The 25,877-nt window shown below is 74.3% G+C and carries 23 protein-coding genes and 1 pseudogene; 17 read left to right on the top strand and 7 right to left on the bottom strand.

Features of this window, described 5'->3' with window-relative positions; all coding sequences use genetic code 11:
- Positions 1-29: 29 nt before the first annotated feature.
- Genes ACNHYB_RS02815 through ACNHYB_RS02795 form a run of 5 tightly spaced genes read left to right on the top strand, consistent with a single transcriptional unit; the run spans position 30 to position 8,122 of the window.
- Positions 30-1,022 (top strand): diacylglycerol/lipid kinase family protein, encoded by a 993-nt coding sequence (locus tag ACNHYB_RS02815; RefSeq protein ID WP_418276856.1) that lies wholly within the window; start codon positions 30-32, stop codon positions 1,020-1,022.
- A 9-nt stretch (positions 1,023-1,031) separates the two neighbouring features.
- The gene (locus ACNHYB_RS02810) at positions 1,032-3,887 is read left to right on the top strand and encodes a DEAD/DEAH box helicase (protein WP_418276855.1); all 2,856 of its coding nucleotides are present in this window, start codon (positions 1,032-1,034) and stop codon (positions 3,885-3,887) included.
- A gap of 52 nt (positions 3,888-3,939) precedes the next feature.
- Positions 3,940-5,598 (top strand): amidohydrolase, encoded by a 1,659-nt coding sequence (locus ACNHYB_RS02805; RefSeq protein WP_418276854.1) that lies wholly within the window; start codon positions 3,940-3,942, stop codon positions 5,596-5,598.
- Positions 5,599-5,603: 5 nt separating this feature from the next.
- Complete coding sequence (lnt, locus tag ACNHYB_RS02800; protein WP_418276853.1) at positions 5,604-7,367, top strand: apolipoprotein N-acyltransferase; 1,764 nt, start codon at positions 5,604-5,606, stop codon at positions 7,365-7,367.
- The gene (locus ACNHYB_RS02795) at positions 7,364-8,122 is read left to right on the top strand and encodes a polyprenol monophosphomannose synthase (protein ID WP_418276852.1); all 759 of its coding nucleotides are present in this window, start codon (positions 7,364-7,366) and stop codon (positions 8,120-8,122) included. Before lnt ends, ACNHYB_RS02795 begins: the two co-directional genes overlap by 4 nt.
- A gap of 96 nt (positions 8,123-8,218) precedes the next feature.
- Here ACNHYB_RS02795 and ACNHYB_RS02790 read toward each other — a convergent pair whose 3' ends face one another.
- A complete protein-coding gene (locus ACNHYB_RS02790; RefSeq protein ID WP_418276851.1) occupies positions 8,219-8,563 on the bottom strand; it encodes an RNA polymerase-binding protein RbpA in 345 nt (114 codons plus the stop codon).
- Between the two features lie 349 nt (positions 8,564-8,912).
- On the opposite strand from ACNHYB_RS02790, the gene ACNHYB_RS02785 reads away from it, so the two are divergent.
- From ACNHYB_RS02785 to galE, 3 genes are all read left to right on the top strand, one after another.
- Positions 8,913-10,070 carry an LLM class flavin-dependent oxidoreductase gene (locus ACNHYB_RS02785; protein ID WP_418276850.1) on the top strand — a complete coding sequence of 386 codons (1,158 nt, stop codon included), beginning with the start codon at positions 8,913-8,915 and terminating at the stop codon, positions 10,068-10,070.
- Positions 10,067-10,684 (top strand): FMN reductase, encoded by a 618-nt coding sequence (locus ACNHYB_RS02780; protein ID WP_418276849.1) that lies wholly within the window; start codon positions 10,067-10,069, stop codon positions 10,682-10,684. Before ACNHYB_RS02785 ends, ACNHYB_RS02780 begins: the two co-directional genes overlap by 4 nt.
- Before the next feature lie 101 nt (positions 10,685-10,785).
- The gene (galE, locus tag ACNHYB_RS02775; protein ID WP_418276848.1) at positions 10,786-11,808 is read left to right on the top strand and encodes a UDP-glucose 4-epimerase GalE; all 1,023 of its coding nucleotides are present in this window, start codon (positions 10,786-10,788) and stop codon (positions 11,806-11,808) included.
- Positions 11,809-11,836: 28 nt separating this feature from the next.
- Here the strand turns inward: galE and ACNHYB_RS02770 are convergent, their stop codons facing one another.
- Together ACNHYB_RS02770 and ald are read right to left on the bottom strand one after the other, a co-directional pair.
- A complete protein-coding gene (locus ACNHYB_RS02770; RefSeq protein ID WP_418276847.1) occupies positions 11,837-12,265 on the bottom strand; it encodes a hypothetical protein in 429 nt (142 codons plus the stop codon).
- 89 nt (positions 12,266-12,354) lie between these two features.
- Positions 12,355-13,467 carry an alanine dehydrogenase gene (gene ald, locus ACNHYB_RS02765; protein WP_418276846.1) on the bottom strand — a complete coding sequence of 371 codons (1,113 nt, stop codon included), beginning with the start codon at positions 13,465-13,467 and terminating at the stop codon, positions 12,355-12,357.
- An 88-nt stretch (positions 13,468-13,555) separates the two neighbouring features.
- Between ald and ACNHYB_RS02760 the strand changes: the two genes are divergently transcribed.
- On the top strand, positions 13,556-13,840 hold the full coding sequence (locus tag ACNHYB_RS02760; RefSeq protein ID WP_418276845.1) for an Lrp/AsnC family transcriptional regulator: 285 nt from the start codon (positions 13,556-13,558) through the stop codon (positions 13,838-13,840).
- A 44-nt stretch (positions 13,841-13,884) separates the two neighbouring features.
- Here the strand turns inward: ACNHYB_RS02760 and ACNHYB_RS02755 are convergent, their stop codons facing one another.
- From ACNHYB_RS02755 to ACNHYB_RS02745, 3 genes are all read right to left on the bottom strand, one after another.
- Positions 13,885-15,093 (bottom strand): DNA-binding protein, encoded by a 1,209-nt coding sequence (locus tag ACNHYB_RS02755; protein ID WP_418276844.1) that lies wholly within the window; start codon positions 15,091-15,093, stop codon positions 13,885-13,887.
- A gap of 275 nt (positions 15,094-15,368) precedes the next feature.
- The gene (locus tag ACNHYB_RS02750) at positions 15,369-16,811 is read right to left on the bottom strand and encodes a tyrosine-type recombinase/integrase (RefSeq protein ID WP_418276843.1); all 1,443 of its coding nucleotides are present in this window, start codon (positions 16,809-16,811) and stop codon (positions 15,369-15,371) included.
- Between the two features lie 20 nt (positions 16,812-16,831).
- Positions 16,832-17,287 carry a GNAT family N-acetyltransferase gene (locus ACNHYB_RS02745; RefSeq protein ID WP_418277978.1) on the bottom strand — a complete coding sequence of 152 codons (456 nt, stop codon included), beginning with the start codon at positions 17,285-17,287 and terminating at the stop codon, positions 16,832-16,834.
- 194 nt (positions 17,288-17,481) lie between these two features.
- On the opposite strand from ACNHYB_RS02745, the gene ACNHYB_RS02740 reads away from it, so the two are divergent.
- Positions 17,482-18,303: an alpha/beta fold hydrolase gene (locus ACNHYB_RS02740; protein ID WP_418276842.1), complete on the top strand. Its 822-nt coding sequence runs from the start codon at positions 17,482-17,484 to the stop codon at positions 18,301-18,303.
- Positions 18,285-19,760 carry a PP2C family protein-serine/threonine phosphatase gene (locus ACNHYB_RS02735; protein WP_418276841.1) on the top strand — a complete coding sequence of 492 codons (1,476 nt, stop codon included), beginning with the start codon at positions 18,285-18,287 and terminating at the stop codon, positions 19,758-19,760. The genes ACNHYB_RS02740 and ACNHYB_RS02735 overlap by 19 nt, the downstream gene beginning before the upstream one ends.
- A 68-nt stretch (positions 19,761-19,828) precedes the next feature.
- Here the strand turns inward: ACNHYB_RS02735 and ACNHYB_RS02730 are convergent, their stop codons facing one another.
- Positions 19,829-20,695, bottom strand: a complete 867-nt coding sequence (locus ACNHYB_RS02730) for a phosphotransferase (RefSeq protein WP_418276840.1) — start codon at positions 20,693-20,695, stop codon at positions 19,829-19,831.
- A gap of 160 nt (positions 20,696-20,855) precedes the next feature.
- On the opposite strand from ACNHYB_RS02730, the pseudogene ACNHYB_RS02725 reads away from it, so the two are divergent.
- The 6 genes and pseudogenes from ACNHYB_RS02725 to ACNHYB_RS02700 all read left to right on the top strand — a co-directional run bounded on the left by ACNHYB_RS02725 (position 20,856) and on the right by ACNHYB_RS02700 (position 25,814).
- A pseudogene (locus ACNHYB_RS02725) lies at positions 20,856-22,306 on the top strand (NAD-dependent malic enzyme).
- Positions 22,303-22,713: an META domain-containing protein gene (locus tag ACNHYB_RS02720; protein WP_418276839.1), complete on the top strand. Its 411-nt coding sequence runs from the start codon at positions 22,303-22,305 to the stop codon at positions 22,711-22,713. The pseudogene ACNHYB_RS02725 and the gene ACNHYB_RS02720 overlap by 4 nt, the downstream one beginning before the upstream one ends.
- Before the next feature lie 30 nt (positions 22,714-22,743).
- Positions 22,744-23,670 (top strand): methylenetetrahydrofolate reductase, encoded by a 927-nt coding sequence (locus tag ACNHYB_RS02715; protein WP_418276838.1) that lies wholly within the window; start codon positions 22,744-22,746, stop codon positions 23,668-23,670.
- 138 nt (positions 23,671-23,808) lie between these two features.
- Complete coding sequence (gene adhP / locus ACNHYB_RS02710; protein WP_418276837.1) at positions 23,809-24,837, top strand: alcohol dehydrogenase AdhP; 1,029 nt, start codon at positions 23,809-23,811, stop codon at positions 24,835-24,837.
- 112 nt (positions 24,838-24,949) lie between these two features.
- Entirely contained in the window at positions 24,950-25,393 is a 444-nt protein-coding gene (locus ACNHYB_RS02705; protein WP_418276836.1) for a helix-turn-helix transcriptional regulator, read from the top strand.
- 10 nt (positions 25,394-25,403) lie between these two features.
- Positions 25,404-25,814: a VOC family protein gene (locus tag ACNHYB_RS02700; protein ID WP_418276835.1), complete on the top strand. Its 411-nt coding sequence runs from the start codon at positions 25,404-25,406 to the stop codon at positions 25,812-25,814.
- Positions 25,815-25,877: the final 63 nt, after the last annotated feature.

The following is a 25,877-nucleotide window of genomic DNA, read 5'->3' as shown; positions in this document are numbered from 1 at the left end:
AGCCAGCAGACCCCGGTGAGGGACATGCGGTGAACGCCACCGGCCGCCTGCACCGCGTCGGGCTGGCCGTCAACCCGACCGCCGGCGGCGGACGCGGCCGGGCTGCCGGAGCCCGGGTCGCGGTCGCGCTGCGCACGGCCGGGCACGACGTCGTCGACCTGTCCGGCGTCGACGCCCCCGACGCGGCCCGGCACCTGGCCGCCGCGACAGGCCTGGACGCGCTCGTCGTCGTCGGCGGCGACGGCATGGTCCACCTGGGCGTCCAGGCCGTCGCCGGCACACCCGTGGCCCTCGGCGTCGTCGCGGTCGGCACCGGCAACGACTTCGCCGCCGCCACCCACCTGCCCCCGAGCGACCGGGACGCCGCCCTGAGAGGCCTGACCAGCGCGCTGCACCGGGCCAGCACCCGCCCCGTGGACGCCATCCGCGTCACCTCGACCAGCGGCGAGGCCCGCTGGGTCGCCGGGGCGGTGTCCGCCGGGCTCGACGCCGCCGTCAACGCCCGCGCCAACACCCTGCGCTGGCGCGGACCCAGCCGCTACACCCTGGCCGCGCTCGCCGAGATCGCCGCGTTCCGCGCCTGGGAGTACACGCTGCGGTTCACCGGCCTGACCGACGACGGCGGCCTGCACCTGACCCGCACCGGCGAGGAGTTCACCTGGACCGGGCGCGCCGCCATGGTCACCGCCGCCAACATCTCCCGCATCGGCGGCGGCATCCGCGTGGCACCCGACGCCGTCGCCGACGACGGCCTCCTCGACGTGCTGGTCGCCCCCGTGCTCACCCGCACCGCAGCGGCCACCATCTTCCCGGCCATGTTCACCGGACGGCACACCCGCCGCCGCGACGTGCACGTGCTGCGCGCCCGCGAGGTCACCGTCGACGGCACCGCCCTGCCCGTCGCGCACGGCGACGGCGAACCCCTGCCCGGCGCACCCCTGACCGCCACCGCCGTGCCCGGCGCCCTGCAGCTGCTGCACCCGCCGGGCCCGGCGGCGTCGAACCCCGCGGGTGCGCCGTAGGCTGACGCCATGACGGCTGAACCCAGCCCGGCCGAGCGCTACGCCGCCGCACGGGCACGAACCACCCGGGCCAAGGCCGACGCCGGAGAGCTCGGCCGGTTCCGCACCCTCCTCGACTTCGAGCTCGACGACTTCCAGGCCGACGCCTGCGCCGCCCTCGCCGACGGCCACGGCGTCCTCGTCGCCGCCCCCACCGGCGCCGGCAAGACCGTCGTGGGGGAGTTCGCCGTCCACCTCGCCCTCGCGCAGGGCGGCAAGGCGTTCTACACCACCCCCATCAAGGCGCTCAGCAACCAGAAGTACCACGACCTGGTGCGCCGCCACGGCGCCGAGAACGTCGGCCTCCTCACCGGCGACACCTCCGTCAACTCCGACGCACCCGTGGTCGTCATGACCACCGAGGTGCTGCGCAACATGCTCTACTCCGGCTCCGGCGCGCTGGACGGACTGGCCTACGTCGTCATGGACGAGGTGCACTACCTCGCCGACCGGTTCCGCGGCCCCGTCTGGGAAGAGGTGATCATCCACCTGCCCGACCACGTCCAGCTCGTCTCGCTGTCCGCGACCGTGTCCAACGCCGAGGAGTTCGGCGACTGGCTGGCCACCGTGCGCGGCGACACCACCGTCGTCGTCAGCGAGCGCCGCCCCGTGCCGCTGTGGCAGCACGTGGTGACCGCGCCGCCGGAGGCGCACGCCGGGCCCCGGCTGTTCGACCTGTACGCCGGGCACGTCGACCCCACCGACCCGGGCCCGAACCCGCCGATCGACCCCGACCTGGCGCGACTGTTCCGCACCCACGGGCGCTCCGGGCAGGGTCGTGGCCCGGACCGGCGGGGGCGGGGTGACCGCGGCCACCGGGGCCGGGGGGCGCGGTCGGGTCCGGGGTCGTCGGCGGTGCCGCAGCGGCGCACGCCGCGCCGGTTCTCCGTGGTGGCGGCCCTCGAGGAGGACGCCCTGCTGCCGGCGATCTACTTCATCTTCTCGCGGGCGGGCTGCGAGGGTGCCGTCGAGCAGTGCGTGCGCTCGGGCCTGCGGTTGACGAACGCCGAGGAGGAGGCTCAGATCCGGCGCGTCATCGAGGAGCGGACCGTCACGGTGCCGCCCGAGGACCTCGACGTGCTCGGCTTCTGGCAGTGGCAGCACGCCCTGTCGCGCGGCATCGCCGCCCACCACGCGGGGCTGCTGCCCGTGTTCAAGGAGACGGTGGAGGAGCTGTTCGCCCGCGGCCTGGTCAAGGTGGTGTTCGCCACCGAGACGCTCGCACTGGGCATCAACATGCCGGCCCGGTCGGTGGTGCTGGAGAAGCTCGTCAAGTGGGACGGCAGCGCCCACCAGCCCGTCACACCGGGGGAGTACACCCAGCTCACCGGACGTGCGGGACGCCGCGGCATCGACGTGGAGGGCCACGCCGTCGTCGTGGACCACGAGGGACTCGACCCGGTCGCCCTCGCCGGTCTGGCGTCGCGGCGCCTGTACCCGCTGCGGTCCAGCTTCCGCCCCACGTACAACATGGCCGTCAACCTCGTCGGTCAGGTGGGGGCGGCGCGCGCCCGGGAGGTGCTGGAGACGTCGTTCGCGCAGTTCCAGGCCGACCGCGGCGTGGTGGGCCTGGCCAAGCAGGCGCAGGCGCACGCCGAGGCGCTCGAGGGATACCAGGAGGCGATGACGTGCGACCGGGGTGACTTCGCCGCGTACGCGGCGATCCGGCGCGCCATCTCCGAACGGGAGAAGGAGCTGTCCAGCTCCGAGCGGGGCGCCCGCCGTGCCGATGCCGTCGCCTCCATGGAGAAGCTGCGCCGTGGGGACGTGGTGGAGGTGCCGTCGGGTCGACGCCGCGGGTACGTCGTCGTGCTGGACCCCGGCACGCACGAGGGCGGGTTCGACGGTCCTCGACCCACCGTGCTCACCCAGGAGAAGCAGGTCAAGAAGCTCACCCTGGCCGACGTGCCGGACGGGGTGCGCACGGTGACGCGGGTCCGCATCCCCAAGTCGTTCAACCCGCGCCGGCCGGACGCGCGCCGGGACCTGGCGTCCTCGATGCGCAACGCGCTGGGTGCCTTCTCCGCCGACGGCGGGTCGGGGCGGGCACCGGGTCGGGGGCGGCGCGGCTCGGACGCGGCGTCCGACCCGCGGCTGGCCGAGCTGCGCGCCGAGCTGCGCGCCCACCCCTGCCACGCCTGCCCCGAACGGGAGGACCACGCCCGCTGGGCGCAGCGCGCCGACACCCTGCGGCGGGAGCACGCCTCGCTGGTGCGCCGTATCGAGGGGCGCACCGGGTCGATCGCGCGCGTCTTCGACCGCACCTGCGAGGTGCTGCTCGAGCTCGGCTACCTGTCCGGACGCGGCGCGAAGGTCACGGTGACCGACTCCGGTCGCCGCCTGGGCCGGCTGTACGCCGAGGACGACCTGCTGCTGGCGGAGTGCCTGCGCCAGGGCGTGTGGGACGACCTGTCGCCTGCCGAGCTCGCCGCCGCGGTGTCCACGGTGGTGTATGCGGCACGCCGGGAGGAGTCGGAGTCGTTCGTTCCCGGCGGGCCCGACGGACGCCTCGCCCGTGCCCTGGACGCCACACAACGGGTGTGGTCCCGGCTGGGCGCCCTGGAGGAGGCGCACGAGCTGCAGGTGACGCGCCCGCTGGACGCCGGCCTGGTGGCACCGGTGCACCGGTGGGCCTCCGGGCGGGGACTGGAGGCCGTGCTGCGCGGCACCGACGTCGCCGCCGGCGACTTCGTGCGCTGGTGCAAGCAGGTCGTGGACGTCCTGGACCAGCTCGCCTCCGCGGCACCACGACCCGCGGTGCGGGCCGCCGCCCGCGCCGCCCAGGACGCCGTGCTGCGCGGCGTCGTGGCGCACTCCAGCCTGTGAGGGCGTCGGCCCGGTTCCGATGCCGCCGCGGTGGTGCTCTAGGCTTTCGGCCGTGACCTCCACGCTCTACCACAACGGCGTCGTCCACACCTCCGCGGACCCGTTCGCCGAGGCGATCCTCGTCGACGACGGCGTGGTGACCTGGGTCGGCGCGCAGGACACCGCCACCGGGCTCGCCGCCCGCGCCGACGACGTCGTCGACCTCGACGGCGCGCTGGTGACCCCCGGGTTCGTCGACGCGCACACCCGCCTGCTGGACACGGGCCTGGCCGAGGAGTCGGTCGACCTCGGTGCGGCCACCGGGCCGGGCGACGCCCTGGACGCCCTCGCGGCCGGCGCCCGCGCCCTGCAGCAGGCCGCAGCGGACCGCCACGACGTGCTCCTCGCGGCCGGCTGGGACGAGTCCCGATGGACCGAACGGCGCCCGCCGCGCCGCGACGAGCTCGACGCCGCCTGCGACGGCAGGCCCGTGTACGCGGTACGCGCCGACGACTCCGGCGCGGTGGTGTCCACGTCCCTGGCCCGCCTCGCCCACCTGGAGCACCTGCCCGGCTGGGACCCGGCCACCGGGCTCGTCACCGGCGAGGCGCACCGCGCGGCCCGCGCCGCCGCCCACGACGTGTCGGCCGAGCGCCGCACCCGCGCCTACCGGACCGCGCTGGACCGGGCTGCGGCTCACGGCGTGGTGTCCGTGCACGAGATGAGCACCCCCGCCTCCGACACCCGCGACGGCCTGCGCGAGCTGTGGTCCCTCACCCAGGACCCCGCCGCGGGCATGCCGCACCTCGTGGCCTACCGCGGCGAGCTCTGCCGCACCGACGACGACGCCCGCGACGTCCTGGCCGACCTGCCCTTCCTGACCGGCATCGGCGGCGCCCTGCCCGTCGACGGCACCCTCGGGGCCCGCACCGCCGCGCTGCGCTCGCCGTACACCGACCTGCCCCCGACGTCCGACCCGCACCCGCCCACCGGCGAGCTCCACCTGAGCGCCGAGGACGTCGCCGCCCACCTGGCCGCCTGCTCGGTCGCCGGCACCCAGGGCAGCTTCGGCGTCACCGGCGACCGCGCCATGGACGAGGCTGTGCGCGCGCTCGGGCTCGTCGCAGAGGCGCACGGGCCCTCCCTGCTGCGCTCGGGCCACCACCGCATCGAGCACGCCCTGTTCGTCGACGCCCCCGCCCTGGCCGCCCTGCTGCTCTACGGCGTGGCCCTGTCCGTGCAGCCCGCGTTCGACTCCACGTTCGGTGGCCGCGGCGGACAGTACGAGACACGGCTCGGCGCGGGACGCGCCTCCGCGCTGTCCCCGTTCGCCGACCTCGCCGGCGCCGGGGTGCCCCTCGCGTTCGGTTCCGCCACGCCCGTCACCCCCGTCGACCCCTGGGCGGCCGTGCGCGCCACCCTCACCCACGACGACACCACCCAGCGCATCTCGGCGCGCGCCGCCTTCCGGGCCCACACCCGCGGCGGATGGCGCCTCGCCGGCCTCGACCACACCGGCGCCGGCGAGCTGCGCGTCGGCGCACCCGCCCACCTGGCCGTCTGGCAGGCCGAGCACCTGGCCGTGCAGTCCGCCGAGGGCCGGCTCTCGCAGTGGAACCCCGAGGCCCGCGCCGGCCAGCCGCTGCTGCCCGACCTCTCACCCGACGCGCCCCGCCCGACGTGCCTGCGCACCGTGCGCGACGGCGTCGTGCTGTTCGACACGATGGCCTGAGCCCGATGGTCACCGAGACCAGCGGAGACCACGAGGTCGCCGGCACCACCGCCCGAGCCGGCACCGACCTGCTGCGCGCCCGACCCGTCACCCTCCTGCTCGCCGTCGCCGCCGGAGCGGCCCTGTGGGCCGCCTTCCCCGACGTCGGGGCCTGGCCGCTCGCCTTCGTCTTCGCGGCGCTGCTGCACACCGCGCTGCGCCGTGAGGGCCGCCGCGCCGCCGGCTGGAACGCCCTCGTCGGCCTCGTCGCCGCGCTGACGTTCTGGCTCCCGCACATCTGGTGGGCGAACTTCGCCACCGACACCGTTCCCTGGGTGGCGCTGGCCGCCGTGGAGTCCGCGTTCCTCGCCGGGTTCGGCGCCCTGTGGACCTGGGCACGGCGCGCCAGGTTCCTGCGCCTCGACACCGCCCGCGGGCCGTGGGGCCGCGCCCGACGCACGATCGCGCACGCCGCCGCCTTCGCGCTGCTCTTCGTCGCCGTGGAGCAGTGGCGCTCCGAGGTGCCGTTCGGCGGGTTCCCGTGGGGCCGCCTCGCCTGGACCATGGTCGACGCCCCCACCGGCCGCGCCGCCTGGCTCGGCGGCACCACCCTGGTCACCTTCCTCGTGGCGTGGGTGGGCGTCCTCGGCGCCCTGCTGGTCACCCACCTGATCACCCGGCTGGTCACCCTGCGACGAGCCGGGCACACCCCCGCACGGCACGCGGCCGGACCCCTGGCCGTCGTCACCGCCACCGCCCTGCTCGCGCTGCTCGGGCCCGCGCTGCTGCCCCTGCCGTCCGGCACCACGCCACCGACGCCCGTGGCCACCGCCGACCTGGACACCACCGTCGTCGACGCCGGCACCAGCACCCACGAGACCGCAGGTGCGCCCCTGCTCGCCGGCGCCGTGCAGGGCAACGTCACCGAACCCGGGCTCGGCTCGTTCGCCAACCGTGCCGAGGTGCTCAACAACCACCTGCGCGGCACCTACGAGCTCGCCGCACGCGACGCGGACCTCGACGTCGTGCTGTGGCCCGAGAACGGCTCCGACCTCGACCCCCAGGAGGCCGACGACGTCGCCGCGGCCCTCGACGACGCCGCGAGCGCCGTGGACGCGCCCATCCTGGTGGGCGCCCAGGAGTACCCGGAGACCGGCGGGCGGTACAACGTGTCGCTGCTGTGGCAGGACGGGCAGGGCGTGATCGACCGGTACGCCAAGCAGCACCCGGCACCCTTCGGGGAGTACATCCCGATCCGGGGGTTCGTGCGGCTGTTCTCCGACCAGGTCGACCGGGTCACCAACGACATGCTCCCCGGCACGGAGCCCGCCGTGGTCGAGCTGCCGCGCACGGACGGTGCGTCGGTGCCGATGGCGACGGTGATCTGCTTCGAGGTGGCGTACGACGAGATCGTGCGCGACGCCGTGCTGCGAGGTGCGCAGGTGCTGGTGGTGCCGACGAACAACGCGTCCTTCGGGAACACGGCGGAGTCGACCCAGCAGCTCGCGATGACCCGCATGCAGGCGATGACCACGGGGCGCGCGGCGGTGCAGATCTCCACGGTGGGCGTCTCGGGCGTCGTGGCCCCCGACGGCTCGCTGGTGGCGCGCACGGACCTGTTCACCGCGGACCAGATCGTCGCGGAGCTGCCGCTGCGCACCAGCCTCACCCCGGCGGTGCGGGCCGGCTACTGGCCCGGCTGGGTGGCGGGAGGTGCGGCGGTGGCGCTGGTCGTGGCAGGGTGCTGGGCAGCCCTGCGCGAGCGTCGCGTCGTCGAGGAGGACGAATGAGCACCCTGGTCGTGATCCCCACCTATGACGAGCGTGAGTCGCTGCCCGTCACCCTGGAGCGGTTGCGTGCCGCCGAGCCCGACGTGGACGTGCTGGTCGTCGACGACGGTTCCCCGGACGGCACGGGCAGGTGGGCCGAGGAGGCGGCGGCGCTCGACGACGCGGTGCACGTGCTGCACCGGGCCGGCAAGGGGGGTCTCGGCGCGGCGTACGTGGCGGGGTTCGCCTGGGGGCTGGAGGCCGGCTACGACGTGCTGTGCGAGATGGACGCCGACGGGTCGCACCGGCCCGAGGAGCTGGGTCGGCTGCTGGAGCGGCTGGCGGGCGGCGACCGGCCGAGCCTGGTGGTCGGGTCGCGCTGGGTGCCGGGCGGCAGGGTCGTGAACTGGCCGTGGCACCGGATGGTGCTGTCCCGGGGTGGCAACACCTACGTGCGGCTCGCGCTGGGGATCGCGGTGCGCGACGCGACCGCCGGGTACCGGGCGTTCCGGGCCTCGACGCTGCGGGCGATCGACCTGGCGGCGGTGGAGTCGCACGGGTACTGCTTCCAGGTCGACATGACGTGGCGGGTGCTGCGCGGTGGCGGGACGGTGGCGGAGGTGCCGATCACGTTCGTGGAGCGGGCTGCGGGCGTGTCGAAGATGTCGCGCTCGATCGTGGTCGAGGCGTTGACGAAGGTGACCCGGTGGGGGGTCGCGCACCGTTGGGGGCAGCTGCGCACGCGCGCCACGGGCGTGCGGGTCGCGCCCCGCTGACCCTGGACGAACGGATGCGGCCCTCCCCGCCAGGGGGAGGGCCGCATCCGTTCGTGCTCGTGCTCGTGCTCGGGCGCCGGGCCCGGGCGTCGCGCGTCAGGCGGAGCGGCGCAGCTTGCCGGCGCGCAGCAGCTCGAGGCGCTCGTCCAGGAGCTCTTCGAGCTCGGAGACGGTCCGACGCTCGAGCAGCATGTCCCAGTGGGTGCGCTGCGGCTTGGACGGCTTGACCTCGGGACGCTCGGCGTCGCGCAGGAGCGCCTCACCACCGCACTGGCACTCCCACAGCGGCGGCACCTCCGCCTCGGTGGAGAACGGCAGGATGATGGTGTGCCCGTTGGGGCAGTCGTAGTGCGCCTGGAAGCGAGGGGCGAAGTCGACGCCCTCGTCGGACTCCATGCTCTTGCTGCCGATGCTCATGCCGCGCAAGGAACGGTCGGGCATGTCGTCCTCCAGGGTTCGTAGGTTTTCGGGGCCAAGGGATCCAACGCGACCCTGACGACGGTTGTTCCGTGCGGGCGTGAAGTTCCGGTGAAGTGTGGACGGGCCCGATCGGGGGCACGCAGGACAAGGCTGGCGACGACGGCGCCGCGACGCAAGTCGAAGGGGCTCGGGGCCGCCGTCGTGTGGGTGACATCACCCGCTCGGCGCCGCGCGGGCGCCGTCGGTCGGGAACAATCGACCGGAGGCCCCGGTTGGGGCGGATACATGCAGATGCATGAACTGCTGGGATCTCGGCGCCGCACCCCGCCGCCGGATCCCGGCCTCGACCGCTCGACCCAGGGAGCCCGCCATGCAGTTCGGCATCTTCTCCGTCTCCGACGTCACCACCGACCCGGTGTCCGGGCACACGCCCGACGACACCGAGCGGGTGCGCGCGATCCTCACCATCGCCCGGCACGCCGACGAGGCGGGCCTGGACGTCTTCGCCACCGGCGAGCACCACAACCCGCCGTTCGTGGCCTCCAGCCCCACCACGCTGCTCGGCTACCTGGCCGGCGTCACCCGGGACATCACCCTGTCGACGGCGACCACGCTCATCACGACCAACGACCCGGTGCGTCTCGCCGAGGAGTACGCGATGCTCCAGGTCGTCGCGGACGGGCGCATGGACCTGATGATGGGGCGCGGCAACACCGGGCCGGTCTACCCCTGGTTCGGGCAGGACATCCGCAACGGCATCCCCCTGGCGATCGAGAACTACGCCCTGCTGCGCCGGCTGTGGACCGAGGACGTCGTGGACTGGGAGGGCAAGTTCCGCACGCCGCTGCAGGGCTTCACCTCCACCCCCCGCCCGCTCGACGGCGTGCCCCCGTTCGTGTGGCACGGTTCGATCCGCTCCCCGGAGATCGCCGAGCAGGCCGCCTACTACGGCGACGGGTTCCTGCACAACAACATCTTCTGGCCCATGCACCACACCCGCCAGATGGTGCGCTACTACCGCCAGCGCTTCGAGCACCACGGTCACGGGCGCGCCGACCAGGCGATCGTCGGCCTCGGCGGCCAGGTGTTCGTGCGCAAGAACTCCCAGGACGCCGTCGACGAGTTCCGGCCCTACTTCGACGTCGCCCCCGTCTACGGCCACGGCCCGTCCCTGGAGGACTTCTCCGCCCAGACGCCCCTGACCGTCGGGTCCCCGCAGCAGGTCGTCGACCGCTACGGCGCCTTCGTGGACGACGTCGGCTACTACCAGCGCCAGCTGTTCCTCGTCGACCACGCCGGCCTGCCGCTCAAGACCGTCCTGGAGCAGATCGACCTCCTCGCGGGCGAGATCGTGCCCGAGCTGCGCAAGATCGTCGAGGCCAAGCGCCCCGCCGACGTCCCCGCGAACCCACCCACCCACGCCGAGCGCGTCGCCGCGGCCACCCGCACCGGCACGCCCGGCAGCACCCACGTGGGTGACGGCACCGACACCGTCACCGGCCGCCGCGCGGAGGAGGCCCGCGCATGAGCACCCGCACCCTGGCGGTGGTGTCCGCCGGACTCTCGCAGCCCTCCTCGACCCGGCTCCTGGCGGACCGGCTCACCGCCGCGACCCGCGACGCCCTCGAGCTCGCCGGGCACGACGTGCACCTCGAGGTCGTCGAGCTGCGCGAGCACGCCCACGCGATCGTCGACGCCATGCTCACCGGGTTCGCGTCCGGGGAGCTGGCGACCGCGCTGGAGAAGATCACCCGCGCCGACGCCCTGCTGCTCGTCACGCCCGTGTTCACCACGACCTACTCGGGGCTGTTCAAGTCGTTCCTGGACATCCTCGACACCGCGGCGCTCACCGGCATGCCCGTGCTGCTCGGCGCCACCGGCGGCACCCCGCGCCACTCCCTGGCGCTGGAGTACTCCGTACGGCCGCTGCTGACCTACCTGCACGCCGACGTCGTGACCACCAGCGTCTTCGCCGCCACCGACGACTGGGCGGGCGACCCCGAGACGACGAGCGCGCTGACCCGGCGGATCCACCGCGCCGGGAGCGAGCTCGCCGACGCCGTCGAACGCTCCCGACGCACCGGACCGGCCGACCCGTTCGCCGCCGCACCCAGCTTCACCGACCTGCTCGGGGAGAGCTGACCACCGACGCCCGCGCCCCGGCCTGCAGCATCCCGGCCGGCCGGCCGAGCGCCGCCGGAGGACCGTGGCCGGCGGGGTCGCGACGTCGATAGGCTGAGCCCATGCGCGTACTGGTCTCCGGCGGTGCCGGTTACATCGGGTCCCACACCGTCGTCTCGCTCGTCGCGGCGGGACACGACGTCGTCGTCGTCGACGACTACTCCAACTCCCGGCCCACCGTGGTAGGTCGCCTCGAGGCGCTCTGCGGCGCGCACGTGCCCGTGCACGCCATCGACCTCACCGACGCCGCCAAGACCGAACGGCTCTTCGACGCCGAGCAGATCGACGCCGTCGTGCACTTCGCCGGCTACAAGGCGGTGGGGGAGTCGGTCGCCAAGCCGCTGGAGTACTACCGCAACAACCTCGACTCCACCCTGTCCCTGCTGGAGGCCATGCGCCGCCACGACGTGCACCGCCTGGTGTTCTCCTCCTCGGCGACCGTCTACGGCGAGCACGCCCCCGTGCCGTACACCGAGGACTACGAGCACCTGTCCTCCTCCTCGCCGTACGGGCAGACGAAGGTGATGATCGAACGCATCATGACCGACGTGGCCGCCGCCGACCCCGCCCTGCGCGTCGCGCTGCTGCGCTACTTCAACCCCGTGGGCGCGCACCCGTCCGGCCAGATCGGCGAGGACCCCCAGGGCATCCCCAACAACCTCATGCCGTTCATCGCCCAGGTCGCCGTCGGACGCCGCGACAAGCTCACCGTGTTCGGCGACGACTACCCGACCGCCGACGGCACCTGCGAACGCGACTACCTGCACGTGGAGGACCTCGCCGCCGGGCACGTCGCCGCCCTGGAGCACCTCGACGACATGGTCACCCCCGTGCGCGCCTTCAACCTCGGCACCGGCACCGGCACCTCCGTGCTGGCGATGCTGCACGCCTTCGAGCAGGCCGTCGGCCACGAGCTGGCCTACGAGGTCGGACCCCGCCGCCCCGGCGACCTGCCCGCGTTCTGGGCCGACCCCACCCGCGCCAACACCGAGCTCGGGTGGCGGGCCGAGAAGTCGATCGAGGACATGTGCGCCGACACCTGGCGCTGGCAGCAGGCCAACCCGCAGGGTTTCCCCGCCGCCTGAGCGCCCGCGCCGGCGCGGGGCCGCCGCATCACCGGTCGGGAACCGGCACCGTCACCGTCCGCCCGCCGAACCCGAACTCCTGGTCGCGGCCCTGGACGACGATGGACCCGACGTCGTCCGGGATCTCGAGCCCGCGCTGGGTGCGGGTGAAGGGCTGCTCGGACGCATGGTCGTGCGTCAGGGTGTGCTCGCCCAGCACCTCACCGTCCGGCGTCGACACCCGCCACCCGTCGGCGTACCGCTGCGCCGTGTCGTACGGCGAGCTGATCGTCACCTCCACGTCGCACGTCTCGCCCTCGCAGGTGACCACGGCGTCCAGCACGTCGGGGTAGCGCTGGTCGGCCGCCGTCGCGCCCGTCGACGGGTCCGCCGCAGGGTCCTGCGGACCGGCGGACTGCTGGCACGCGGCCAGCCCCACCACCGCCAGTCCCACCGCCGCCACGACGACCGTCAGCACGCGCCGCGGTCTCCCCACTTCCCGGCTCCCTGCCCCGTTCGCAGTGCGGCTCCTCGTCCGGACGCGGTCGCCCACGACCTCGTGCCCCGTCACAGCAGCTCGGCGACGGGCACCCGGCCCATCCCGTGGGCGTCGGCGACCGCCGCGTGCACGACCGCGCCGTCGTGGGTGTTCAAGCCCGCCGCGAGCGCCGGGTCGGCACGCAGCGCATCACACCATCCGGCGTCCGCGAGCGCCACCGCGTAGGGCAGGGTCACGTTCGTCAGCGCGTAGGTGGAGGTCCGTGCCACGGCGCCGGGCATGTTCGCCACGCAGTAGAAGACGGTGTCGTGGACGCGGTAGGTGGGTCGGTCGTGCGTGGTGGCGCGGGAGTCCTCGAAGCAGCCGCCCTGGTCGATCGCGATGTCGACGAGCACCGAGCCGGGGCGCATGGTGGCCACGAGGTCGTTGCTCACCAGCACGGGCGCCTTGGCGCCGGGCACGAGGACGGCGCCGACGACGAGGTCGGCGTCGCGCACGGCCTCGGTGACGGTGAGCCGGTTCGAGGTGAGGGTCTGCACCCGGCCGCCGAGCTCGCGGTCGGCGGCGCGCAGCACGTCGACGTCCTTGTCGAGCAGGGTGACGCGGGCTCCCATGCCGGTGGCGATGCGTGCGGCGTTCATCCCGGAGGTGCCGGCGCCGATGACCACGACGTGCGCGGCCCCGACCCCGGGGACGCCGCCGAGCAGCACGCCCCGACCTCCGGCCGCGTTCTGCAGGGTGGCCGCCCCGACCTGCGTGGCCAGTCGACCGGCGACCTCCGACATGGGGGCGAGCAGCGGCAGCGCGCCCGAGGCGGTCTGCACGGTCTCGTAGGCGATCGTGGTGACCCGGCGGGCCAGCAGCTCCTCGGTGAGCGCCTTGTCGGCGGCCAGGTGCAGGTAGGTGAACACCGTCTGCCCGGGGCGCAGGTACCCGTACTCGGAGGCGACCGGCTCCTTGACCTTGAGCACCAGCTCCCCGGCGTCCCAGGTGGCGTCCGCGTCCGGGGTGAGGTGCGCGCCCGCGGCGACGAGGTCGTCGTCGCTGATCCCGGCGCCGAGCCCGGCACCGGCCTGGACGTGCACGCGGTGGCCGTGCACGGTGAGCTCGTGCACGCCGGCCGGGGTGATCGCCACCCGGCCCTCGTGGTTCTTGACTTCGGTGGGGACGCAGACGTCCATCGGTCCGCCTTCGGGTCGGGCTCGGTGCACGAGCAGGTTCGCGCGGCCGGGGTGTGACCGCGATCACGACCAGTGTGAAGCACTCGACGTGGACCCGGCCAGGGCGGGTCGTCCCCTCCAGGCGATCGTCGCGGTGCGGATGCACGGGGCGGCGCGCGCGCACCTGCAGCAGTTCGCGAGCGAGCTGGTGGCGCTGCCCGGCGTGCTGGACGTGTTCCTGCTCGGCGGTGCGCACGACTTCTTCGTGCACGTCGCCGCGCCGGACACCGACGGGCTCGACGAGTTCGTCATCGCGAACCTGTCGGCGAACCCGGGGGTCGCGCTCACGGAGACGAACCTGGTCTTCCAGCACTCGCGGGGCGCCTGGGCCTGAGCGCCCGGGTCCGAGCGCCTCGCCCCGTGCGGGCCGAGGGTCGGTCAGGCGTCGCGCTGCTCGCGCGTGGACAGCACCGCGCGCAGCCCGGCGGCCTCGCCCTCGGCCTGGGCGCGGGCGGCGGCCTGCACGGCCCGGTCCCGTTCTGCCTCGACGGCCTGCTCGCGGGCCTCGCGCAGCCCGTCGCGTAGGGCCTGCACCTCGCCGGCGAGCCGGGCGGCGTCCACGCGGGCGGACTGCGCGTCCCCCTCGGCGAGGGCGCGTTCCTGGCGGGCGCGGGCTGTCTCGTCGCGGGCGTCGTCGAGGCGGGAGCGCAGCTCGTCGGCCGTGCGACGTTCCGCACCGACCTGCTCGTCGGCGCGGGCGTGGTCGCGTTCGGTGGCCGCGCGGGCCTCGTCGGCGACGGCGAGGCGGCGGCGCAGGTCGTCGATCTCGTCGGTGCGCGCGGCGAGGGCGGCGCGCAGCTCGTCGACGGTGGCGGCGGTGCGTGCCGCGGTGGCCTCGGCCGTGCGGCGCTCGGTGGTCTCGTGCGCCAGACGTTCGGCGAGGTCGGCCGCTCGGGTGCGGGCGTCGTGCGTCTCGGTGCGTGCCGCGGCCAGCTCCTCGCGAGTGTCGTCGAGGTCCGCCGCGAGGAGGCGGGTGTCCGCGCGGGCCTGGTCCACCTCGGCCCGCGCCCGGGCCAGGTCCTGCTGGTGCGCGTCCTGTGCCCGGGCGACGGCCTCGCGCCACAGCACCGCGACGCCCCGGTCGACCGCCTGCGCGAGCGCGGCCGGCACCTCGGGGGTGCGGGTCGCGTCGGCCTCGGCGGCCGCCCGGTCGGCGCGCCAGGCCCGCAGGTGCTCGGTGGCCAGCGCGTTGGAGCAGCCCGCCCGGTCGCGCACCGTGGCGACGGTGACCTGGCCGCCCTCGGCGGCCAGGGCGTCGGCCGCGGCGAACACCCGCTCACGCGGTCCGCCACCTCCCCCTCCACCGTGCGTCGTGCGGGCGGCGTCCGACGACGTTCCTGCGGTCGGGGCGGGGCCTTCGAGGTCGCTCGACCCGGCAGGGCCGTCACCGACCTGCGCGCGGGGGAGCGTGGCGAGGGAAGGGGTCGCCGTTCCGGGGTCGGGTTCCAGCGCCGCGTCGTCCATGCCTCCAACGCCTCCAACGCCTCCAGTGCCGGTGGCGTGGTCGGAGGTGTCGGTGGTGCGGACGGGGACGTTCGTCCCGGTCGGCAGGGTGGTCGGCAGGACGGCGGAAGGTTCGACGGGCATCGGTCACCTCGGGGCGTGGTCAGGGGAGCGGGCGGGTGGGTGCAGTGGAACGGGCCCCGGGTGGCGTCCGTGGCCGGGGCGCAGGACGCGTCTGGGACAACGTGTCGATGCCTTCCCGGCCCGTCGCGGCGCCTTCAGTGCGGAAGAGGAGGAGTAGTAGGGCGATCCTACGCATACTTCTCATCCCCATCTGCCGACACCCGCTTTTCCAAAGCGGGTGTCGTGAGTGACGCTCAACATGGCTGGTGTGGGTGTTACTGCAGGTCAGACGGCTGTTATGCGCCGGCGCCCAGGCGCACGGGGAGCCTGGTGACTCCCGCGGTGAGCACATCGTGAGCACCGTCGACCGCGCCGTGCGCCTCGAACTGCGCGGACATGGATTCGCCGAGCCGGTCGAGGTCGTCCTCGAAGAGTCCGGCGTAGGTGCGCAGCGTCAGGACGGGGGACTCGTGACCGAGGAGCCGCTGGACGGCCTTGACGTTCGCGCCGCCCCCGATGGCCAGGGACGCGGCCGTGTGGCGCAGGTCGTGCAGGGTCAGGGGGGCGAAGTCCTGCACGCCGGGACGCAGCGTCACCCGCGACGTCGCCTCGAGGTGGCGGGTGCGGGCGATCCGGGCGCCCCGGTCCGCCCCGGTCCTGCTCGCCCGGTCCGCGGCGACCAGGACCTGCCACGTCTCGGGACCGACCACGCCGGAGGCGTCCAGCCCCGCGTCGTGCTGCAACCGGCGCACCGCGGCCACGGTCGCGGAGTCCACCAGAGCCGTGGGGGCCAGGCCGAGCAGGCCCTGCAGCGTGACCACCGCCGTCCCGGCGACCCGCACGGCCGGGGCGAACGCGTACCGGTCGAAGCTCTCGCGGCGCAGGGGTGCACCGCTGCGCCCCGTGAACAGCAGGTCCCCGGCGCCGCGCGAGGCGACCAGGCCCGCCAGCGCCTCGCCCAGCACCGCCGGCACCGGAACCTCGCGGCGGGCGTGCGTCTTCGTGCCGCCCAGCAGCAGGGTGCCGTCGTCGAGGCGGGTGAAGGCCCGCTCCACGGTGATGCGTCGGCGCAGCAGGTCGACGTCGTCGCCGCGCAGCGCCGACACCTCACCCCACCGCAGACCGGTCAGACCGGCCAGCAGCACCAGGGTGCGCGCGTCGGCGCGGGTGGCGTCCGCGACACGGCGCAGCTGTTCGTGGTTGAGGTAGCGGTGCGCCTTGGTGCGGGGCGCACGCGGCAGGGCGGGCACCCGCCCCGAGGGCGTGCGCGCCGGGTTCGAGGTCAGTCGTCGCGCGTCGACGGCGGCGTCGAGCAGCGCCACCAGCAGCCGCACCGCGTCACGCCGGCGGGCGGCGGAGGCGACCTCCCCCGAGCGTGGCGCCCGCATCGTGGCCGCCCAGCGGGCGACGGCGTCGTGGCTCACCTGACGCAGCGGCACGGAGGCGAACGTCGGCGCCACCAGGGAACGGAACCGCTCCTGCTCCGCCTCGAGCGTGCGTGGCGCGCGGTCCAGGCGTCCCTGCTGCCAGGTAGTGAACCAGTCGGCCACCGTGAGGGTCCCGGCGCGCGGGTCGATCCACTCGCCCCGCTTGCCCGCCTCCTCCGCCCGGCGCGCCTCGGCCAGCGCGTCGCGGCGCGCCCGGAACGCCCGGGTGCTGTGCAGCCTGCCATCGACACGGAACCTGCCCACCCAGGAGGTCGCACCACCCGCCGTCGTACGCTTCTCGGTGTACGCCATGGGCGGACCCTACCTGCGCGCTAGGACACCGTGACCAGCGGCAACGTCATGAACACGCTGTTCGGGTCCGGACCGTAGCCGCCGAACGGCCCGCACTCCTCGAACCCGTGCTGGGCGTACAACCGTCGGGCCGCCTCGAAGTAGGGTTCCGCACCCGTCTCCAGACTCACCCGCACGTACCCGCGCTGCAGCGCGAGCTGCAGCAGCCGACGCAGCACCGCGGTCGCCACACCCCGCCCCCGTGCCGCGAGCGCCGTGCGCATCGCCTTCAGCTCGCCGTGACCGCCCGGCCCGGCCTCCAGCTCACGCAACGCACCGCACCCCAGCAGCGTGCCGTCGTCGTCGCGCGCCGTGACGAACCGGATCGCCGGTACCGCGAGCGCCGACGGCGCCATCGCGTGCACCGACTCCGGGGGAGAGGTGGCGCGCATCTCGTCCAGGTGCTCCTCCAGCAGCGCCCGGACGTCGTCGCGCATCGGCGAGTCCAGAGTGACGTTCACCCCGCCATGATGCGTCGAGAACGTTTCCTGCACGTTGCGAGGGTGTCGGGTTCGCCTGGGCGCACATCGACGCCGCAGCTCGGTCACGTCGCCGTCGCCCGTCACCTCACCGGGGTGTCCCGGCAGGTTCAACCGTGCAGGAGCGGGCCGCAGAAGTCTAGGGTGGGCGCGTGAGTCCACGTGAGCGGCACAACGTGCGCGTCCTCGGCCGACCCGACGGCCCCACGCTCGTGCTGGCGCACGGGCTGGGCTGCGACCAGTCGATGTGGGACCGGGTCGTCCCGGCGCTCGCGGCCGGCCACCGCGTGGTCCTGTTCGACCACGCCGGGTCCGGTTCGGCGCACCCCGAGGCGTTCGACGCCGCACGGCACGCCTCCCTGCAGGGGTACGCCGACGACGTGGTGGACCTGCTGGAGGACCTCGCGCTCGGGCCGGTGGTGCTGGTGGGTCACTCGGTGAGCGCCACGATCGTGCTGCTGGTGGCCGCCGACCGCGGCGACCTGGTGGACCGTCTGGTCCTCGTCGGGCCCAGCCCGCGCTACATCGACACCCCCGACTACCGTGGCGGGTTCAGCGCCGCGGAGATCGACGAGCTGCTCGCCACGATGGAGGCGAACTACCTCGGCTGGTCGACGCTGATGGCACCGGTGATCGTCGGCAACGCGGACCGTCCCGAGCTCGGCCAGGAGCTGACCGCCTCGTTCGTGCGCACCGACCCGCAGGCGGTACGCACCTTCGCGCGCGCCACCTTCCTGTCGGACAACCGCGCGGACCTGGCCCGCGTGCGCACACCCAGCCTGGTGGTCCAGTGCCGTGACGACGCCATCGCGCCGATCGACGTCGGCCGCTACGTCCACGAGCACCTGGAGCGCTCCACCTACGTGCTCATCGACGCCGTCGGCCACTGCCCCCAGCTCAGCGCCCCCGAGGCGCTCGTGACCGCCGTGGTGGACTACCTGCACGCCGAGCACTCGTGCCGCACCCCGACGTGACCCCCGACCCGCGCGACGCGGCTCCCGACCCGTCCCGGGCGCCGGTCGGGCTGCTGTGCCTGGACGGCGACGGCTACGTCACCGCGGTCAACACCACCGTGCAGGCCTGGTCGCTGCGCACCGCCGACGACCCGCACGGCTCCTCACCGGTGGGCCACCGCATCGGCGAGCTGTTCACCGTGGGGGGCCGCATCTACTGGGACACCCACGTCGCCCCCGCCCTGGTGCTCGCCGGACGCGTCGACGCCATCGCCCTGGACCTGCGCACCACCCACGGGCCCCTGCCGGTCCTCATGACCGCCACCACCGACCCCGCCGGCGGCACCGACGTCGCCATGCTCGAGGTGTGTGAGCGCGCCCAGTTCCAGCAGGAGCTGGTCCGCGCCCGCGCCACCGCCGAACGCTGGGCAGACCGCCTGCGCTGGGTGCAGGACGCCACGGCCGCCCTGTCCCGCGCCGTCGGCGTCGCGCAGGTCCGCGACGCCCTCGTCGCCGAGGTGGCACGCCACCCCGCCGTCGCCCACGCCACCCTCACCCGTGCCCGCCCCGAGCTCGGCCCCGCGCACGCCGCCCACCGCGCACCCGACGGTCGGCTCGTCGCCACCGTCGTCGGCACCGCCGGATCCCACGGCGACCTCGTCGTCACCCTGCACGAGCGTGCCGGGGACACCCCCGTCGACCTGGACGCCCTCGACACCATCGCCCAGCAGGGCGCCGTCGCCCTCGACCGCGCCCACCTGCACGAGCACAGCGCGTCCGTGGCCCACGAGCTCCAGCACGCCATGCTCACCGACGACCTGCCACGCCACCGGGGACTGCACGTGCGGGCCCACTACCGCCCCGCCGTGCGCGGCCTCGAGGTCGGGGGCGACTGGTACGACGCCTTCTGGCTCGACCCCACCCACCTGGCCCTCGTCGTCGGTGACGTCGTCGGCCACGGACTGCCCGCCGCGACCGCCATGGGTCAGCTGCGCACCGCCACCCGCGCCCTGGCCGCCCCCGGGCGCACCCCCGCCCACGTCGTGGAGCTCGTCGACCGGTTCGTCACCGACCGGCACGTCGGGTTCGGCTCCACCCTGGTGTACGGCGAGCTCGACCTGACCACCTCCCGCTTCACCTACGCCACCGCCGGACACCTGCCCCCCTTGCACGTGGACGCCCGCGGCGCCTGCACCTACCTGTGGCAGGGACGGGCTACACCCCTCGGCGTGCGCGACGCCGCACCCCGCCCCGGCGGGGAGATCACCCTCGCAGCGGGCGACACCGTCCTGCTCTACACCGACGGCGTCGTCGAACGCCGCGACCGGTCCCTGCCGGACGGCCTGGGCGAGCTGGCGCTCGCGGCCGCGGCACGGCTGACCTCGGGGGAGCCGGTGGCGGCCCTGGTGGAGGACGGCGCCGAGGGTCGTGACGACGCGTGCGTGCTGAGCGTCACCTGGGACGCCGGGGCTCGCTGAACGCCCGAGGCCGGTTCCTGCGCCCGAGTCTCTGCCGGCACCGCGTGCTGCGTGGATGGGTCAGGGGCTCAGGGGGCGTCGTGGGCGTCGTGTGCGGCGAGGACCTCGGCGATCATGCGGTGCCCCTGGGTCTCGAACGCGGCGTCGCCGACGCGGTAGGCCCACACGGCGGTGCCGATCGCCTCGTGCACCGGGGTGCGTTCCCAGCCCTCGTCGTCGCGCAGGTCGTGGCCGTACCCGGCCACGAAGGCCTCGGCGAGGTCGGGGCGTCCGGCGAACGGTCCGGCGGCGAGCCGGGCCAGGTCGGTGCGGGCCGGACGCCAGGCGGCGCGGCCGAGGTCGATGAGCCGCACCACGCCGTCCTCGACGACCCAGTTGCGCGGGTGGAAGTCGCCGTGGGTGGGCACCACGCGCACCGGCGGGGTGGGGTGGGTGGCGAGCAGGGCGCGCAACCGTGCCTCGGTGTCGGCGTCGATGCGGTGCGGGCCGGCGAGGTGGGCCAACGCCTTGGCGCGTTCGGCGGACTCCCAGTCGCCGTCGATGCGGGCGGCCACCGCGTGCAGGCGGGCGAGCAGTACCCCCGCCTGCCGGTAGGTGTCCGCGGCGCCCGCCGCCCGGTGGGTGGCCACGAGTTCTCCCGGCACCCACGAGGTGGCCAGCACCCGTGCCTGGCGGTCGTGGTGCAGCAGCACCGGCGCGTGGCCCGTGGAGGCCAGCCCGGCCAGGAAGTCCTGGTGGCCGCTGATCTCCCGGCCGATGTGGTGGTTGTCCGGGCCGCCGGCCTTGACCACGACGTCCTGGCCTGCGGTGCGCAGCCGCAGCACCACGGTGTCGGTCACGCCCCAGGACAGGTCGTGCACCTGCTCCACGGCACCGAACCAGCGGGTCACCAGTCGGCGTTGGGCGTCGTCCAGGCGGGACAGGTCACAGCTCACCCGTGCACGGTACCGGTCCGCTGAGACGGCGTCGCTCGTCCGGTGAGGAGGCGGTCAGGAGGGGGCGGATCGGTCCGGTCCCCGCCCGGGGCGCGCCATACTGGGTCTCCCGCACCGTCGTCGAGGGGTGGCACCGACGCCACCGAAGGAGGGACCGCCCGTGGCGCTGCCCAGTCCCGGCTACACCATCACCCTGCGCGTCCAGGTGCCCGCCTCCCAGCGGGCCACCAGCACCGTGGTCGCCGCCGTCGCCGACGCGGGGGCAGCCGTCACCGGGGTGGACGTCGCGCACTCCACTCCGGACGGCCTGGTCGTGGACGTCACGTGCGACACGGTGGACACCCAGCACGGCGAGCAGGTCGTGGCGACCCTGGAGGCCCTCGAGGGCGTGCACGTGCTCAAGTGGTCCGACTCGACGTTCCTGCTGCACCTGGGCGGCAAGATCGAGGTGGCGGTCAAGTCCCCGATCCGCAACCGCCGCGACCTGTCGCGCGCCTACACCCCGGGGTGGCGCGCGTGTGCACCGCCATCGCCGACAACCCGGCCGACGCCCGCCGCCTGACCATCAAGCGCAACACCGTCGCGGTGGTCACCGACGGCACGGCCGTGCTCGGCCTGGGCGACATCGGACCCGCCGCGGCGCTGCCCGTCATGGAGGGCAAGGCGGCGCTGTTCAAGCAGTTCGCCGACGTCGACGCCTGGCCGGTGTGCCTGGACACCACCGACACCGAGGAGATCATCGCGGTCGTCAAGGCCATCGCGCCGGTGTACGGGGGAGTGAACCTCGAGGACATCTCCGCGCCGCGCTGCTTCGAGATCGAGGCGCGCCTGCGCGCCGAGCTCGACATCCCCGTGTTCCACGACGACCAGCACGGCACCGCGATCGTCGTGCTCGCCGCCCTCGTCAACGCCCTGAAGGTCGTCGACAAGAAGCTCGCGGACGTGCGCATCGTCGTCTCCGGCGTCGGCGCCGCCGGCACCGCCATCATCCGCCTCCTCATGGCCCAGGGCGCCCGCCACGTCGTCGCCTTCGGGCGCGGCGGAGCCCTGCACCCCGGCACCACGGGCGGCCACGACCCGCACCGTGACTGGATCTGCGCCCACACCAACGCCGACTGCTTCGAGGGGACCCTCGCCGACGGCCTGGTCGGCGCCGACGTCTTTATCGGCGTCTCGGCGGGCAACATCCTCACCGGCGCCGACATCGCCCGCATGGCCGACGACGCCGTCGTGTTCGCCCTGGCCAACCCCACCCCCGAGGTCGACCCGGTGGCCGCCGCCCAGCACGCCGCCGTCGTGGCCACCGGACGCAGCGACCACCCCAACCAGATCAACAACGTCCTGGCCTTCCCCGGCCTGTTCCGCGGCCTGCTCGACGTGGGCGCCACCGAGATCACCGACGAGCTCATGCGCGTCGCGGCCCTCGCCATCGCCGACGTCGTCGCCGACGACGAGCTCAACAGCGCGTTCGTGGTCCCCGGCGTGTTCGACCACCGTGTGGCCGAGAACGTCGCCGCCGCCGTCCGCGCCGTGGCGGGCACGCACCCGACCCCCGACACCACCGGCCGGCACACCGGCCGACCGGCCACGACGCCTAGCATGGCCGGGTGAGACACCAGCGCACCGCCCTCGCCACCGCACTCCTGGCCGCCTGCGCCACCACCACGACCGCCTGCGCCGACACCCCCGACCTCGCCGGGCACACCTACGTCGCCGAGGACGTCACCAACCACGACCTCGTCGACGGCTCACGCCTGGTGCTGGCCTTCACCGAGGACTCCGTCGGCGCCCAGCCCGGCTGCAACAGCATGTCCGCCCCCGCCACCTGGGACGACGACGTCCTGCACCTGACCGGCGAGCTCACCTCCACCCGCATGGCCTGCCCCGAGGACCTCATGGCGCAGGACGACTGGTTCGCCGACCTCCTGTCCAGCGAACCCACCCTCCACCTCGCCGCCGACGACACCCTCCTGCTCGGCTCCGGCGACGTCACCGTCCTCTTCACCCCCGAAGCCTGACCCCGAGCCCCCACCCCCGGAACCGCGACCATGAACCCGGCCGACGCACCCCGCCCCACCCGCCGCCCCTGGCTGCTCTTCTCCGTCACACCCCCACGGGCCACCAGCACCCCCGCCGACGTCGAACGCATCGCCGCACGCACCCGCGAACGCCTCGCCGACCTCCATCTCGACGCCGTCGTCCTCTACGACGTCCACGACGAGGCCGACCGCACCGACACCGAACGCCCCTTCCCCTACCTGCCCACCCTCGACCCCGGCGACTACCACCACCGCCTCACCACCGGGTGGGACGTGCCCGTGGTGGTGTACCGCAGCGTCGGCGAGCACCCCCCGGAGGCGCTCGCGGCCTGGTTCGCCGCGCAGGACGCGACCCGGGTGCGCACCGTGCTGGTCGGGGCGTCCTCGGCCGGGTCCGCGGTGCGCACGAGCCTGCCCGAGGCGCAGCGCCTGTGCCGCGAGCACGCCCCGGGCCTCGAGCTCGGCGCGGTCGCGATCCCGGAACGCCACCTGGGGCGCTCCGACGAGCACGAACGGATGCGCCGCAAGCAGCAGGCCGGCGTGAGCTTCTTCGTCACCCAGGTCGTGTACGACGTCGGCGCGGCCAAGTCGATGGTGTCCGACTACCACTACGCGTGCCGGGACGCGGGGGAGGGCTCGGCACCGGTCGTGTTCACCCTCTCGGTGTGCGGCTCCGCGCGCACCCTGGAATTCCTGCAGTGGCTGGGCGTGCGCGTGCCGGCCTGGGTGCGCAACGACCTGGCGCACACCGACGACCCGCTCGCGGTGAGCCTCGGGCACTGCCTGGCCGTCGCCGAGGACCTGGCCGACTACTGCACGCGGCACGGCATCGACTTCGGCTTCAACGTCGAGTCCGTCTCCAACCGGCGCGCGGAGATCGAGGCGTCGGTGCGCCTGGCACGCACCCTGCAGGACCGGTTCACCGGCGCCGGCTGAGCATCTGGGGCAGAGATCACACCCCTCCCACCTCGTGTGGTCAGACCACACACGCTAGACTGAGGGCATCGCACAGCAGGGGACCGACTCCCGACGGCCGGACCCCACCAGAGACCAGGTCCGACCCAGGAGGTCAGCATGACCATGAAAGCCGCCGTCGTCACCGAGTTCCGCGCCCCTCTCGACGTCACCGACGTCGAGCTCCCCACCCCCGGGCCTGGCCAGGCACTCGTCAAGGTCCTCTACTCCGGCGTCTGCCACACCGACCTGCACGCCGCCCACGGCGACTGGCCCGTCAAGCCCACCCCACCCTTCATCCCCGGCCACGAAGGCGTCGGCGAAGTCGTCGCCATCGGCGACGACGTCACCCGCCTCAGAATCGGCGACACCGTCGGCAACGCCTGGCTCTGGAGCGCCTGCGGCGAGTGCGAGTACTGCCAGACCGGCCGCGAGACCCTCTGCCCGAACCAGGCCAACGGCGGCTACAGCGTCGACGGCTCCTTCGGCCAGTACATGCTCGTCGACGCCCGCTACGCCCCCCTCATCCCCGACGGCGTCGACCTCGCCGCCGCCGCCCCCATCCTCTGCGCCGGCGTCACCGTCTACAAAGGCCTCAAGGAGTCCGAGGTCAAGCCCGGCCAGTGGATCCTCATCTCCGGCATCGGCGGCCTCGGCCACATCGCCGTCCAGTACGCCCGCGCCATGGGCATGCGCGTCCTCGCCGTCGACGTCTCCGAGGACAAGCTCGCCCTCGCCCGCAAGCACGGCGCCGAAGCAACCGTCAACGCCGCCACCGAGAACGACGTCGTCGCCCGCATCCACCAGCTCACCGACGGCGGCACGCACGGCGGCCTCGTCACCGCCGTCAACGGCCACGCCTTCCCCCAGGCCGTCGGCGGACTGCGCCGCGGCGGCACCGTCTCCCTCGTCGGCCTGCCCCCCGAAGAATTCGGCCTCGACATCTTCTCCACCGTGCTCCTCGGACTCACCGTCCGCGGCTCCATCGTCGGCACCCGCAAGGACATGACCGAAGCCCTCGACTTCTTCGCCCGCGGCCAGATCGACCCCACCTACACCGTCCGACCCCTCGCCGACATCAACACCATCTTCGACGAGATGATCGACGGCACCATCGACGGACGCGTCGTCATGGACATGCGCGACTGACACGCGCACACACCGTGCTCCCACCCCCCTCCCCCGGGAGCACACGAACGGCCGGGACCGCACCAGCGGCCCCGGCCGCTCCACACCCCCCACCCATGACACCATCGACACCATGACCCGCACCGCCGCCGACCAGGCGCTGCGCGACCTCGCCACCCTGCGCCGCACCCGCGACCGCATCGACCGCGACCACGCCCAACCCCTCGACGTCCAGGCGCTCGCGGCCGACGCCGGGATGTCGGCCGGGCATCTCAGCAGACGGTTCAGGGCGGTCTACGGCGAGTCTCCCTACAGCTACCTCATGACCAGACGGGTCGAGCGCGCGATGGCGCTGCTGCGTCGCGGCGACCTGTCCGTCACCGAGGTGTGCTTCACCGTCGGGTCGTCGTCACTGGGGACGTTCTCCACCCGGTTCACCGAGCTCGTGGGGATGCCGCCGAGCGAGTACCGGCGTCGTGCCCGCACGGCAGCCGCCCACGAGCTGCCGTCCTGCGTCACCAAGCAGGTCGCCCGACCGGTCAGGAATCGAGAAGCGAACCGCGCACCCGGTGCCTAGCGTGGTCGCCATGGACCTCACCCTGCACACCACGTTCCTGCCGCACACCGACCCCGAGGCGTCCCTGGGCTTCTACCGCGACCTGCTCGGCCTCGAGCTCGTCCAGGACGTCGGTCAGGGCGCCATGCGCTGGCTGACGTTCGTCGCGCCCAGCGGCCCCGACGTCCGCCTCGTCCTGACCCCGCCCGTTCCCGACCCCGGCGTCTCCGACCAGGAGCGCCGCACCGTCGCCGAGCTCATGGCCAAGGGCGTCTACCAGTCGATCATCCTGGCCACCCGGGACCTCGACGCCACCTTCGCCCGCCTCCAGGCCGCGGACGTCGAGATCGTGTCCGAACCGACCGAGCAGCCGTGGGGCGTGCGGGACTGCGCACTGCGCGACCCGGCGGGCACCATGGTCCGCATCGACGAGGTCCGATGACCCCGGCGGCGCTAGCCTGACGTCGGCGCGCCGACGCCCCCCGTCCTGTCGACCCACCCCGAA

The sequence above is a fragment of the Isoptericola jiangsuensis genome, assembly GCF_048320105.1.
In the GTDB taxonomy this organism is placed as follows: domain Bacteria; phylum Actinomycetota; class Actinomycetes; order Actinomycetales; family Cellulomonadaceae; genus Isoptericola; species Isoptericola jiangsuensis_A.
The sequence above is the reverse complement of the archived record's forward strand: the minus strand, read 5'-3'. Positions and strand labels throughout refer to the sequence as shown.